The sequence below is a fragment of the Campylobacter gracilis genome, from assembly GCF_018374135.1.
In the GTDB taxonomy this organism is placed as follows: domain Bacteria; phylum Campylobacterota; class Campylobacteria; order Campylobacterales; family Campylobacteraceae; genus Campylobacter_B; species Campylobacter_B gracilis_A.
Map to the genome: position 1 here is coordinate 43,450 of NZ_JAHAFS010000012.1, position 14,175 is coordinate 57,624.

Sequence of the window (14,175 nt, forward strand, 5' to 3'; positions counted from 1 at the left end):
GATCGCGAGCGTCATTGCAAAATTATAAAGCTGATGTCATCGCAGAAAAAAGCCTTTGGACTACCGCGCCACGTAAAATTTGAAATTTACACGCTACATAAAATTTGAAAATTTAAATGACACCAAATGATTTACTATCACTATCCTTTTTAAATTTAGTAATAAATCTATAAATTTTGATTCCAAAGGCTTTTGTTTTAATAAGACGTCAAACACTTGATTAAATTTTAAAACTGAAACTCCCATGTCAGTTTATAGTTCCTACCAGGCGAGTAAAAGCGATTGATGCCAAGTCCTGTTTCTTGATCTATCAGATTGCTCGTTCCGAAAGGTCTTATCGATCTCGCGCTTTCCCAAGTGATATATTTGCGGTCGGTTATATTATAAACGCCCGCTCTAAGCGTCAGATATTTGATCGGCTTGGCGTAGGTTACGAAATCGATCGTCGTATATCCGCCGCTTCTCCACTCCACCTCGCTATTTCTTACGAGTTTGCCGTTTACGATTTTGCCGCCTAGATACTGCTCGTACCAATACATATTGTAGGTATCTCTCGCCTTTTTCGCGGCTACCGCGGTTACGAACAGATCCGCGCCGTATTTATCGCCCGGGCTTTGATAGCCTACGCTATAAACCGCTGTTCGCGGCTGGATCGCATTCATCGGCGTATCGGTTTTGCCGTGACCTATATCCATTCTGCCTTTTTGAATGCTTAGCTTATATCCTATATGAAAGCCCTGCAGAGGCTGCCAAATTTGATCCAAAAATAGCTTCGATTCGATCTCTATTCCTCTAACCCTAGCTTTGGGACGATTTACGTTTTGATACACGGAGGTAGGCAGCCTGCTTCCGCCGTTTCCGTAAGGAAGCTGGAATTCCCCCTTATATTGTAAATCTATAAAATTTCTATAATCCGTTTGGAATAAATTCAATGTAACGAAGCTTGGCGAATTATGAAGCGTAAAGGCAATCTCTTTAGTCTTTGCCGTTTCTTTTTTCAAATCCAAATTCGGATATATCGAAAAATCGGGGTGCTGAAACGTAAAGTAAATTTCATCCGAGGTAGGAGCCCTAAATCCGTTTGCGTATTTAAGCTGAATTCTAAAAAAATCGAGCGGATCGATATTCGTAGATAAAGAATATGAGCTTGCCGAATATTTTCTTTTTTGCGAAGCCAAATACACGGCGTTGGCTTCGGCATTGGCGTCTCTATGAGCTTTTATCTCGTCGTTAGACGGAGTGCCCGGAAGCGGCGTGTATGGAACGAACATCCCGATAAACAGATCGGTCGGAATTTTAGGCGTAACGCCCGGGGTATATGAGGGATTATGTTTAATCCTATCGTATCTATAATTGAGATCGAAGCCTAAAATGTCGTTTATTTGAAAATCATCTCCCACATAAAGCGCTCCCGTTTTGGTCTCGACCGGAATAAGAAAGCTAAAAGGATCGTCTTCGTGACCGCAAAGCGATACATAGTCGTTTCCGTTGTATAATTTACATTTATCGGCATACCAAGTGCCTAGTATAGGAAAAGACGGATTGGTATTTGATATGCCGAAAAAGGTATTCGCCCACCATTGTTTATTAATGGGACCGTATCCTTGCCTATTTACCATTCGCTTATCGCTTTTGCTATAAAGACCGCCGTAGCTTAGGGTGTGCTCGGTGCTTTTTATATTAAAATCCTTGGTAAGATCGAGATTGAATTGCTTCGTGTCGGTGATTAGATCCCTATCTTTCCAGTTATTATCCACAAATCCGTGTTGAGTAGGCAGTAAAAGATAATCGCCGTTGCTGTCTTTCGGGTTTATTACCGCATAATTTCCTTTGCCGTTAGGCGTAGGGGTAGGGGTAAGATCGTAGTGCTGATAACTCCACGTATTCATATCGAATAGATCGATACCTTTGGAACAGTCGTAGTTATCGCAATTGACTAAGACATCCGAGACGCCGCCCCTCATAGTGTTTTCTTGCCCGTCGTAAATATCGGTATCCAGCTCCTCTCCGCGACTGTCCGTTACTATCGGCATAAATCCCCATTTTAGTCCTTGCTTCAGCTCGCCTCCGTATTTATCCACTAACTTTCCGTTTTCTAAATGAAGCCCCGCGGGATTTGAAATCCCCGCGCAGTCATCGCCTTCGCAATACTCATCCGTTCTCGCTTTTAGCTTAATGTGTTGCTTGTTATAGCTAAATTTTAAGCTATCCCATAAAGGCGTTTCATCGAAATTCTCGTAAGTGAACGAATAGTTTTTTCTTTCGCTTCTATCGTTGGTATGTCGTATGTCATTAGTCAAGGCTCCCCAAGGAGTTTGCGTATTATAAAGAGCAAATTGATTCGACCAGTCTATTCCCTCTGATTTTATATTAGACTTATCGTATCCTAGGCTAAATCTATCGGTATCGGTAGGCTGAAAGCCAAATTTTATCAATGTGCTTTTTTTGTAAATTCTATAGGGATCAGGCTTTTCTCTAACTTTTCTTATAACAGTAGGATCATATTTTTTATATCCCCAGTTTTTTAGTTCATGTCCTTCTCTATCGGTGTGAATAGCCAAAAGATCAAACCACTTAAACCTAACTGCAGCTGCGTGGCTTTGCCAGTTTTGTCTATCCGCACTTTGATACCCGCGCTTAAATCCGTAATACCAATCCTTCTCCGTTAGATAATCTCTCGCATCCTTTGTCTCAAACGCTACTGAGCCACCTAGCGCGCCCGAGCCTCTTTTTACCGAATCTGCACCTTTAGTGATATCTACCTGTCTTACGTTTTCAACCTCAACGCCGTTTCTAGTGTTATTAAAGTTTCCGTATCCTTCAAATAGATCTTTAAAACCTTGCGAGCTTAACGTTTCTGCTTGGCGAAGTCCATCTATGCTTATATCTACGCGGTTTTCATCTACTCCGCGGATCGAGTAGCCACTAGCACCGAATCTTCCACTTTCGACAACTGAAACGCCGGTTTCGTGACGAACCATATCTCTACTATCGCTAACTTGCTCTTTGGCGAGTTGCTTGGCGCTCTTTTTCGTTTCGCCGACTTTTTTGGTAAGCGGGTCGCTCTCTACGTTTCCCGTAACATTGATCTGCCCTAAATTTTGGGAGCCACCTTCGCTATCATCCTGTGCAGCTAAAGTGGCCGCGCATAAACAAAGCGCTCCCGCCGCTGCAATGGAAAACCTAAATAAGCTCATTTTGATCCTTTTATAATACTATTTCTCATAGGCGTTATTAAAAAGAACAGTATATTAGTGAAAAATTCTTTAAATTTAAATTAAAAAGAATTTATTTATCATTTATAGTTATAAAATTTAATTAAATTTAAAGAATCCCCAGGCTTACGCCTTTATCTCTTAAATTTACATTTTTTAAAATTACAAATTTTTACTTTAAATTTAAAAGTATTTTCATGAAATGCATGCGATGAGACAGTGAGTAAATTTTAAAATTCCAACTTGAGAAATTTCAAAATTTTATCATAAGTGAGCGGAATTTTATCTACGCGCAGTTTATAGCTGACATCATGGCAGATTAGTATTTCTAGGAAGCTGCGCCTAAGATAATTTATAAAATTTAGAATTTTAAAATTCTAAAAATTTGATAGCTCGCTGATTGCGTAGCCTTGTTTGCGCGCAAGCATGCAAGCTTTCATGGATTAAGGCGCGCTCGGTGCGATGTCGTGCTTATCATCGATGAGTTCCGCTTCGTTTAATTGCTTGTATTCGTCGCAGCCGATCTGCTCTGCTAAATCGCATGCTTTCCCGTAAAATTCTTTTGCTAAGGATTTATCTTGTTTAATATGCCATCCATTTTTGTATAAATCCCCGAGATAACTACACGAGTCCGCATCCCCGCTCTCGCAAGTATTTTTAAGCAAATTTAGCCCGCTTTGATATAGGCTTTCTGCTTTTTGGTAATTACCTGCTTTGTATAAGTCTCCCAGAATCAAGCACGCCGCCGCCCTGCCGCCATCACAAGCTTTCTGGTATAAATCCGCAGCCTTTTTGAAATCCTTCTCTACGCCCTTGCCGTCTATATATAGATCCGCTAGGCGCTGGCACTCATATAAGTCGCCTTCATCGCATTTCTTTTGATTTATTTGAGCCTTCTTTTGGTACAAAACAGCCGCTTTTTTATATAGAATCTCCGCCTTTTGCAAGTCCTGTCTGACCTTGTCGCCGTTTTTATATAAATATGCAAGGTTATTGCACATATCTGCATCACCGTTATCGCAAATCATTTGACACAAAACCATAGCCTTGTGCTTGTCTCTTGGGACGCCGATACCGGATTCGTATGAAATTGCAAGTAAATTGCACGAAAACATATTGCCGCCGTCACAAGCCTTTTGATGCAGGCTCGCCGCCTTTTGATAATCTTGTCTAACGCCATAGCCTTTGAAGTATAGTCCTGCAAGCTCATAGCAGCCGGTCATATCTCCGCTCTCGCAGGCTTTTTGATAAAAATCCGCCGCTTTTTGATAGTTTTGAGTGACGTTCCTACCGAATTTATATAAGTTCCCGAGCCTATAGCAGCTTCGCGTATCTCCGCCGTCGCAGTTGCGCTGCCACATTTTTATCGCTTTAGAATAATCGCCGTCTTCATAGAGCTTGTCTGCGTCTTCAAAAACTCCACCCATGCAAAACATAGCTATAACGGCTAGATAAAGATATCTTTTCATTTAATCCCTTTGAAATTTCTGTAAATCTACTTGCGCGTTCACGGCGCAAAATTCCACATCTAATATTTTATGATCTCGGTTTGCGCGCGGGCTTAGCGAATAGCTAGCCCAAACGACGCAAAATTTCTAGGCGCCTAGCTCTCTTTCAAAAGCTTAGTTAGTGCCGTGCCGCTTTCATCGTGTTTACGGATGTTTTTATAAATTTTATTGAAATAAATTTCTAAAAATTCCTGATCGTCGATCTTATCTTCGCCCTTTTTCGGCGCGATCTTTCGGTACTCGCCGCTGCTTTGCAGCTCGAATGCAAGCTCGTTGTCGCTTAGCTGAAGTTTTAAAATTTCTTTGAGCTTGTTTTGCAAATTTTCGTTGTAAATCGGGCTCATCAGCTCCAGCCTGCGCTCCAAATTTCGCGGCATCCAATCCGCGCTCGCGATGTATAGGCTGGGCTGGGCGTGCGCGAAGTAAAAAATTCTAGCGTGCTCCAGGTATTTGCCGACGATCGAGATCACGCGGATATTTTCGCTGACGCCCTTAAGCGCCGGGCGCAAGCAGCAGATGCCGCGCACGATGAGATCGATCTTCACGCCCGCAGCGCTTGCTTTATACAGCGCCTTGATCATATCGCCGTCGACAAGGGCGTTCATCTTAGCGATGATCCTGCCGGCGGAGCCCTTTTTTTCCTCGTTTTTTATCATCGCCAGGAGCCGCTCTTTGATCTGCATCGGCGACATAGAGAGGTTGTCAAGCTTGCGGTTTTTGTTGTAGCCCGAGAGGATGTGGAAGAAATTCGTCGTGTCCTTATCAAAGCGGTCGCCGCAGGTAAAAAAGCTCACGTCGGTGTAAATTTTAGCGCTCGAGCCGTTATAGTTGCCCGTGCCTAAGTGGATATAAAATTTTAACTTACCGTCCTCTTTTTTGATGATCTGAGTTACCTTGGCGTGGACTTTAAAGCCCGTGATGCCGTAGATGACGTGCGCGCCGGCGTCTTCGAGCGCCTTCGCCCAGTGTAGGTTATTTTCCTCATCAAACCTCGCCTTAAGCTCGACCATCACCGTCACCTGCTTGCCGTCGCTTGCGGCTTCGATCAGGCTCTGGACGATCGGGGAGTTTTTCTCCACGCGATACAGCGTCATACGGATCGAGATGACCTTTGGATCCTTGGCGGCTTCTTTGATGAGTTTTTGCACCGGATCGAAGCTTTCGTAAGGATGGATCAGCAGGATATCCTCCTTCTCCATCGCGCTCATAACAGAGGTGTTTTCGTTAAAGGGGGGCAGCGTCTTTGGCAGATACTGAGGATGGGCTAGAAAGGAAAAATCCTTATTAGAAGCGATCTCCCAAAGCCCGTCCAGCGTAAGCGGCACGGCGCATTCATATATATCTTTGTAAAAAATTTTAAGATGAGAATTTAGAAATTCTAATAGTTCGGCGTCGGCGTCTTTCTCGATCTGAAGCCGTACGAAAGCCCCTTTGCGGCGCAGCTTAAGCCCCGCTTCTAAGATCATCATAAAATCGTCCGCTTCCTCCTCTTCGATTACGATGTCGGCGTTTCGCGTAACGCGGAAAGCTGCGGAGCTAAGAAGCTTATAGCCCGGGAAAATTTCCTCCGCGTGGCGCTTTACGATAGTGCCGATCGGCACGTAGGTGTTTTGCGCGACCTGTACGAAGCGCGGGATCACGCGTGGGATCCTAATCATTCCAAAATGTACCGACTCGGGCGCGCCCTCATCGCAGAGCTTGACCGCAAGGGAGAAGCTGAGATTATTTAAATGTGGGAACGGATGGGTCGCATCCACTGCGATCGGGACGATTACTGGCATTATCTGCGAGAAAAAAAACTCATCCGCCGCCGGCTTTAGCTCGGGCTGCAGTTCGTCGTAGCTTTTGATAAAAAGCCCGTTTTTGCAAAGCTCCTTTTGGATGCCGAAATACTGCTGCTCAAGCTCGGTTTGTTCGTTTCTTAGATAGGAGCGAATCGCGCGTAGCTGCTCAAGAGGCGTCATCTCGTCATCTCCGCTGGTTATAACGCCGGCGGTAAAAAGCTGCTTCAAGCCCGCCACGCGGATCATATAAAATTCGTCTAAATTAGTGCTGTAAATCGCTAGAAATTTTAATTTTTCAATTAGCGGGATATCCTTTTTGCATTGTTCCAGCACGCGTGTATTGAAGCGTAGCCAGCTTAGCTCGCGGTTTATAAAATTATTTTGCGTTTGCATAAAAACTCCTTTTTTGAATATTAATTCTAAGATTATAGCCCAATTAAGATTAAATTTTAAAGTCCGAATTTCATGAGCTTGCAAGTGGGGCAATTTAGTATTTAAAATTCTGCCCTAATTCCCTGTTTTTTCTAAATCCTTGCACATTTGCGCATTGCCGTCTTTGCAGCCCAGCTTTAAATACCGCCTCAAATATAAAATTTGCTCTTCCTCCTCCTCGCTCATATCAAGCACCCATTTGCACGCCTCCTTTATATTACCCCTGTCGCAAGCCTTCTTGCAAAAATTTTTGCCTTTATTTTTATCTACTTTAGCCCACAACAGCAGTCCGTAAGCGTAGCACGAAGGGTAATGCTCTCCGCTACAGCCGATTTCATAAAATTTCGTAACCTCGTTTATATCTTTGTCCTCTCTGTTTAACGATGTGGCAAAGTGCCCGCATCCTGCGGGATTTCCCGCATCGCAGGATTTTTTAAAATACTCTTTTGCCGCAAGCTCATCCTTTTTTACGCCCTCGCCGTAAAAATATAAAAGCCCGTAATCGTCGCAAAATTTCGCATCTAGCTCGCAAGCTCTTTCGTAATATGTCTTGATTTTCGCGTGTTTTTCGTCCAAAGAAGTAAGCGAATACGCTTGCCCCATAAAAATGCAGCCTTTGGCATATCCCAAACTGCATGATTTTTCAAAAAATTCCAATGCCAAATCGCCATTTTTTCGTGCGCAAGATTTATTATTTAGAATTAAAGCCGCCAAATAACATGCTTCGCCGTCGCCGCTACTGCATTTCTTTAAATTTAAATCGTAAGTATCGCACGCAGGCGCCCCTAGAGAATAAATTTCGCTTACGCTCGCGGCTTTCAAAAACAGAGCCGATACGAGTATAAACATAGTGCTTTCATTTCAGCCGCTCTAAACGATATAAATTTAAATTTTAAATCAGAAAACGACGTAAATTTTATCTCTTTGCTAGCGGCTGCGCTTTGGTTGAGTTCTGCCGCGGCTTGCGTTATTAAAGGAGCCAAAATTGCGGGATAAAATTCTTTCATTATCGCTCTTTACCCCTCTTTGGATTCGCCATCTTTTACTCCTTGGTTGAATTTGCGTCGTATTTATCACTTATTTCCCAAAAGGCTTTTTTCGCACACTTTACGGGATCGTGTTCCTCCTCATCTCGTAAACAGTTTTCTAAAGCCATCTTTAGCGCGCAAGATTTTAGTTTAAATATTCTTTCTTTTTCTAGATGCTCTGAATATTTTTCGCAAGCTATAGCGTAGTTATGTGCCGCTCTTTTGACATTGCCTCTTATCGCAATATCATGAATTCCTAGGTTAAAACAAGAGGCTGCAATACCCGCCTTGCAAGATTTTTCTAAAGGCACAAAAGCTGCTTCACGCATACCCAGTTCAAAGCCCATAATATAACCCACATCGGCGCACCCGATCATATCTCCGCTATCGCATTTTTCGGATAAAATTTTTATTAGCTTAGTGCATGAGCTATATTTGCCGTTTCCTTTATCGCATTCATTATAAAGATTTTCCTCTTCAGCCGTAGGCTTGCCAGCCATTGCGACAGAAACTAAAAATATCATAGAATAAAATATAAAGCATAGCCTTGTCATTTCAACTCCCCATATAGTTTATTATAAATTTCTTTCATTTTTCCTCTTGGATTGCACTCTTTATCTTCCATACAAATTTTAAGTTCATCGTAAAATTCGCAATACTCATGTGCAGATTCCGAATCCATACTACATATTTTTTTAAAGCTCTTTAAAACCCTATCCGTATTTCCGGTGAAATACAGATCTTCCCAATTAAGGCATAAACAACTCGTCATTAAATTTGCATCGCAACTTTTAACAAGATAATTTATAGCTTCTTCGTCTCTATTTAATGTCAATAAAAGAAGCGCATTTAATTCGCAACTTAAATAACGCCTATCGTCGTCGCACTCTTTAGATAAAATTTCAACGAGTTTATTGCATGAGCTATATTTACCTTCGCCGTAATCACAGGATTTCAAAAGCGTCCTTTGCTCTTCATTTTTAAAATTCTCTAATTCTATTAAGCTTACCAAAGGCGGTTGTGCCGCAGCAGGAATCGCCGCAAATGCCGTTATAAACGCAAATAACGAAATTTTAAGATAGAATTTTTTCATTAGCACTCCTTATTTTAAGCGGCGATTATATTTAAAAATTTTTAGCTGCTTCTTAAAATTTAAGAGGCACAGCGGTGCTATAAGTGCGCCGTAATCCCGTCCGCCGCCCACACTTAGATTAAATTTTAAAATTTCGCCGCCCGCCACGCACGAAAACTCCATAATCCGCCGTAAAATTTCACTCGCAAGGAGTCTAAGTTGCGCGGGCATAATCCGCCGCCCTACTTCCCGTCTAAATTTAAAATTTCGCTCGAAATTTCATCTACCGTCGCGTTGAAATCCTCCGCCAGCGCGCGCTTTAGCTCCTCTTTCGCCGCCATCATATCGCGCACGATCGCAGCTTCAAACTCCTCTCGATTCAGCGCCTCGTCGCCCTTGGCAAACGCAAAATCCAGCCCAAACCACGTAGCCACGGCAAACGCAGGCACGCACACCACCGCGCCCGGGCCGCACACGAGCCCCGCACCACCGCTAGTCGCGCTGGCGCCCGCCTTGGTAAGGGCTTTCGCGCCCGTCTTGGCTGCAGTTTTAGCGAGGCTCTTGCTTATCAGCTTTGCGCCCAGCACGCCGCCCAGCGCCCCCAGCCCCGTCCCGCTCGCGCGATACGCCTTGCTTTTTAGGCTGAAGCTCTGCGTGACGTTAAGATCGATTTTCGCGCCGTATTTTTTGAGCGTAAAATTTAGCGAGCTCTCATAATTTTTGACGTTCGCCGCAGCGATTTTAGCAATGTTTTCGCCAAAATCTTTCGGAAAACTTTCGCTCACGAAGCTCGCAAATTTCTCATTCAGATACGCCCCCGCGTCATCGTCCCACACGCCGTGCCACAGCACCAGATAATCGCTCAGAAACGAGTAATTGAAATCCGCCATTTTCTGCGCGCTAAGCCTCGCGCTCTCGTCGTAAACGGCGTCGATGTAGCTATTCAGCGCGGACGCGGCGTTCGCTTCCGCGGCAAAGCGCGTGGCGTTTAGCTCGCCTCTTAGAACGTCCGCCTCTCGCGCGCTTAAGATCAGCCGCTCGCCACTTTGCAGCACGATCTGCACGCCCGTCTCGACCGCGCTTTTAGGGCGCTCCGCCTCACCCCTTGCCGTGTACGTCTGCGCGGCGCAGATCAAACACAGCGTGACGTAGGCAAGCGCAAAGATAGTGCCGCTGAAGCGCCCTATTTTGGGCGCGGACGTAGCTCGCGGCATAAAAAGCACGAAGGCACAAAGATGCAAGATCGCGCAGTAAAAGACGAAATCTCCCGCGCAGATCAGAAGCAAAAGGACGATTTTTAGCGAGCTAGGGCTTTGCGACAGCGCCAGCTCAAACAGCGCGTTTTTGTAAAATTTCAAAGCGTAAATTTCATTTAGCAGAGCGGATTTGAAGTGCGCTTGCGGCGCGGTAGATTTTAAAATTTCAAAAATTTCGGCTACCGATGTAGGGCTAGTCGCGGATTTTTCAGCGGAACTGTCGGCAGCCATACTCGGTGCAGCGGGGCTAGTCGTAGAATTTTTAGCGTTGATTTGCGATGTGGCAGCGGTATTTGCCTTTGAATTTTCAGCCGAGGCGTACACCGCCTTGACGGAGCCCGCTTTAAAATTTGCGGCCGAAGCGGTAGGTTTTTTGACGGTGACCGGCACGTACTTGACGGCATTATCCGTCTCGGAATTTCCGATAACTATGGCGACGTTATTTGTCGCGAAATTTTTAGCGGATTTAGAGGCATTATCTGTTGCAAAATTTCCGACAGGTGCGGAAGCGTTATTTGTTGCGAAATTTCTAGAAGATACGGTAGCGCTGGCGGACGAAATAAAATTTATCGCGGAATTTAAAGAGTGTGTGGCTGGATCTGCAGCGTCTGCAAGCCGCAAATAGGCCAAATTTATGGCAAAATTTACCGCTACGGCAAGCATGGCGAGCAGCAAAATACTAAGTTTGAGCGATAAAATTCTAGGATTTTTAATCTCTTTTAGGCTGAGCTTAAGCACCGCTAGACGCATCAGAGCAAGCCCCGCTGGCAGCGCTGCTAGCGTCACAAACAGCTCTGCGCCGCGCAGATCCGCTAGACCTAGCGCCAAAGTAGCGCTTAAAAGGATCGCGCCCGCGAAGGCTAAAACTCCGCTTATTAGCCTGCCTCTAAAAATTTTAATCAAAGTCCCGCCGCTACGAAATAGCGCCGCATTAGCGCGCTGCCTCGCCTCGTAAAAAAAGCTAAATAGCACCCGAAATAGTGCGTAAGCCCAGAACACCGCCAACGCGCAAAAGCCCGCATCGTCGAAACCCTGCGCGTAAAGCGCGAAGCAAAAAACGCTAACGATCAGCGCTAGCCTAAGCGCTATTTCACAGATCCAACGGCGCGTCGTCGTCATCGAGCCTGTTTGCCTCATTGATCTTTGGAATGCCCATCTCTTCGATATTTAAAGGCGGTGCGGGTTTAAATTTCGCCTCATCCTGCCGCCGCTCTTGCGCTTCAAAAGACGACCTGCCGCCATCGGCACTATCATCACTCTCAAAATACGAGGCATCCTCTCGCTGCGTACTCTCCGCTCCTCGCGACGCTCCCGCTACCTTCTCTGCGCCTTGCGATTTGCCCTCTGCACGTTGCCGCGCGTCTTTTGCGCCTTCCGCACTCTTTACGTTTTGCTCGGCCGAATTTCCGCGCATATGCTTTGTTTCGGGCGCGACACCGCCCATCCTCGTATCATCTAAATTTTGCCCCTCAAATTCTTGCTTCTGCGGTGCGCCCTGTGCTGCGCGCCGTGTTTCTGCCAAGCCCTGTTCTGCACTAAGCTTAGACTCGCCGTCTATCTCCTCGCCGTCTTGCGCACCGCTTTGGCCGAAGCTAGGCATCTCATCAAAATCGATATTTACTCCGGGATTTCGAGCGCTAGCGGAGCTTTCATTTAAGCTTACGCCGCTATTTTGCGCTTCGTTAAAATTTTGAGCTTCATTAAAATTCTGCGTTAAATCTTGCTGTAAATTTTGTGCTACACCCTGCTGCGCCGTATCGAAGCGCGCCGCAGCGGCGTCCTCGAAGCCCTGATCTTGTAGCTGAGAGACGTAGTCGAGATTGTCATTTTCGTTAAAGATCGCGCTCTCGCTGGGCTCGCCGCCGAAGCTCGTATCGACAAAACGGGTAAATCTGCCCTGAAAGCCCACCTCGATCGTCCTGCCCGCCTCGCCCGAGCGGTTTTTGCCGACGATGATTTCGGCTTTTTCCTGATAGTCGTTTCGCCTAAACACGGGCTCGCCCGCGTCCTTGCCCTCGGCCTCCAGGCGCGAAATGCGCTCGCGCTCCATCTGCTCCTTATAAACCTCGTCGCGATAGACGAAAAGTATGATGTCGGCGTCCTGCTCGATCGCGCCGCTTTCGCGCAGATCACTTAGCATCGGGCGTTTGTTCGAGCGCGCCTCAAGCGAGCGGTTTAGCTGCGACAGCGCGATAATCGGGATGTTTAGCTCGCGCGCCAAGAGCTTGAGCCCGCGTGAAATTTCGGCGATTTGTAGGTGGCGCTCGGAGTAGTTGCTCGTACTCGTCATAAGTCCGATGTAATCGATCACGCAAAGCTCGATGTTGGCATCCGCGGATTTGAGTTTGCGCAGCTGGGTGCGGACTTGGTGTATGTTCACGTAGCCGCTGTCATAGACGAAAAGCGGCATATTCAGCACCGCATCGCAGGCGTCGTTGAACCGCGTCCAGTCGTCGTCGCTGAGCTTGGCGCTCATTATGTCGCTTAGCGGGATTGAGCTAAGCGCGCTTAGTATGCGATACATCAGCTGCACAGAGGGCATCTCGAGCGAAAAAAATACGACGCCTTTGCCGCTTTGCAACGTTTTCATCATCAAATTTAGCGCAAATGCGGTCTTTCCCATGCCGGGGCGGGCGGCGATGATTATGAGCTCGCCCGGCTTCAGCCCCTTCGTGCAGTCGTTTAGGAAGCGAAAGCCCGTATCCAGTCCCACGAGCTCCGAGCCTGCGAGCGCCTTTTGGCGTTTCAGCTCCTCCACCACATCGGCAATAATCTCGTGTGATTTTTTGATGCCGCCGTGGCGCTCCTCATCGATGAGCTCGTAAATTTTAGAGCTGATTTTATCGGCGGTGTCCTTGCTGCGCACGGCTTCATTTACCATCGAAGGGATCTCGTGCGCGACCTTGATTAGCGAGCGTTTGATCGATTTTTCGCGCAGTTCGAGCGCGTATTTTGGGGCATCGACCACGCCGCTGGTGGCTACGACCTCGGTAAATGCGCCATCGTCGTAGCGCTCGGCCAGCCATTTTTTAACGAAGCTCGGCGCGATCGGCTCGTTGTGCGAAGAACACTTGACGATCGCCTCGTAGATGTCGGCGTGCGGCTTGTAGAAAAAATCGCCGACCGAGATTATCTCGCTCAGCTCGCCGTATGCGTCCTCGTTTTGCAAAAGCGAGCTTAAAATCGCGCGCTCCATATCCAGATCGTATAAATTTGCAGGCACATTCTGCTTCGTTGCCATCGTCTCTCCCGTCGTTTCGCGCGCTTTTGCGCGTCTAAATTTTAAGCTCTATAAAATCGTAAATTTAATCCGCAGCCCGGTCCGCTCTTTTGAAAACCGATACGGCTTTGAACGTTCGTCGTGGCCTTGGAACTATCGCGGCTTTGAAAGTTTTGTGCTTCCGAAAGCTCGCGAAGCTCGGAGCCTTGCAACCCAAAACCTCGCTAGATCAAACAGCTTGCGATCTTGAAAGATCGAACGATTTTGAAACCGCTGCATTCTTAAAACTTAACGTTTTCAAAAGTCGCGCAATTTTAAGCCGCTATGCCTTATGCCACATATACCGCAACGACTTTTAGGCTACACCCAAAGACTGCGGTGGCGGATTTAAAATTTTGAAATTTCATAGAGCTTGAAATTTCGCTAGGGCTTAGAATTTGTTAAAATTTTAAGCCCGCCCATTAAAAATTTAGCGCCTCGAGCTCTGGCGCCAAATTTTATGCTCACTCCGTAGCGAGCGAATGTTGCTACATTTAAACCGAACGTCGCGACTTGAAATTTTTCAAGCGCCTTAAATACGAGCCGAAGCCGCGGCATTTAAATTTAACATTCGCCCGCTGTTTCGCAAAACAGCACGTCCGGCGCTTACGCGGCTCATCT

Annotated in this window: 9 protein-coding genes; all 9 read right to left on the reverse strand. The window is 46.1% G+C overall.

Going from position 1 to position 14,175, the window contains the following annotated elements:
- Positions 1-227: 227 nt before the first annotated feature.
- On the reverse strand, positions 228-3,197 hold the full coding sequence (locus tag KH703_RS06870) for a TonB-dependent receptor domain-containing protein (RefSeq protein ID WP_304295177.1): 2,970 nt from the start codon (positions 3,195-3,197) through the stop codon (positions 228-230).
- A gap of 461 nt (positions 3,198-3,658) precedes the next feature.
- Complete coding sequence (locus KH703_RS06875; protein ID WP_304295178.1) at positions 3,659-4,684, reverse strand: SEL1-like repeat protein; 1,026 nt, start codon at positions 4,682-4,684, stop codon at positions 3,659-3,661.
- A 134-nt stretch (positions 4,685-4,818) separates the two neighbouring features.
- Positions 4,819-6,900 (reverse strand): RNA degradosome polyphosphate kinase, encoded by a 2,082-nt coding sequence (locus KH703_RS06880; protein WP_304295179.1) that lies wholly within the window; start codon positions 6,898-6,900, stop codon positions 4,819-4,821.
- A gap of 114 nt (positions 6,901-7,014) precedes the next feature.
- Complete coding sequence (locus KH703_RS06885) at positions 7,015-7,788, reverse strand: tetratricopeptide repeat protein (protein WP_304295180.1); 774 nt, start codon at positions 7,786-7,788, stop codon at positions 7,015-7,017.
- Between the two features lie 193 nt (positions 7,789-7,981).
- The gene (locus KH703_RS06890; RefSeq protein ID WP_304295181.1) at positions 7,982-8,521 is read right to left on the reverse strand and encodes a hypothetical protein; all 540 of its coding nucleotides are present in this window, start codon (positions 8,519-8,521) and stop codon (positions 7,982-7,984) included.
- A complete protein-coding gene (locus KH703_RS06895) occupies positions 8,518-9,060 on the reverse strand; it encodes a hypothetical protein (RefSeq protein ID WP_304295182.1) in 543 nt (180 codons plus the stop codon). Before KH703_RS06895 ends, KH703_RS06890 begins: the two co-directional genes overlap by 4 nt.
- A 9-nt stretch (positions 9,061-9,069) precedes the next feature.
- Positions 9,070-9,222, reverse strand: a complete 153-nt coding sequence (locus tag KH703_RS06900; RefSeq protein ID WP_304295183.1) for a hypothetical protein — start codon at positions 9,220-9,222, stop codon at positions 9,070-9,072.
- Positions 9,223-9,281: 59 nt separating this feature from the next.
- Positions 9,282-11,432: a hypothetical protein gene (locus KH703_RS06905; protein WP_304295184.1), complete on the reverse strand. Its 2,151-nt coding sequence runs from the start codon at positions 11,430-11,432 to the stop codon at positions 9,282-9,284.
- The gene (locus KH703_RS06910; protein ID WP_304295185.1) at positions 11,386-13,536 is read right to left on the reverse strand and encodes a replicative DNA helicase; all 2,151 of its coding nucleotides are present in this window, start codon (positions 13,534-13,536) and stop codon (positions 11,386-11,388) included. The genes KH703_RS06905 and KH703_RS06910 overlap by 47 nt, the downstream gene beginning before the upstream one ends.
- Positions 13,537-14,175: the final 639 nt, after the last annotated feature.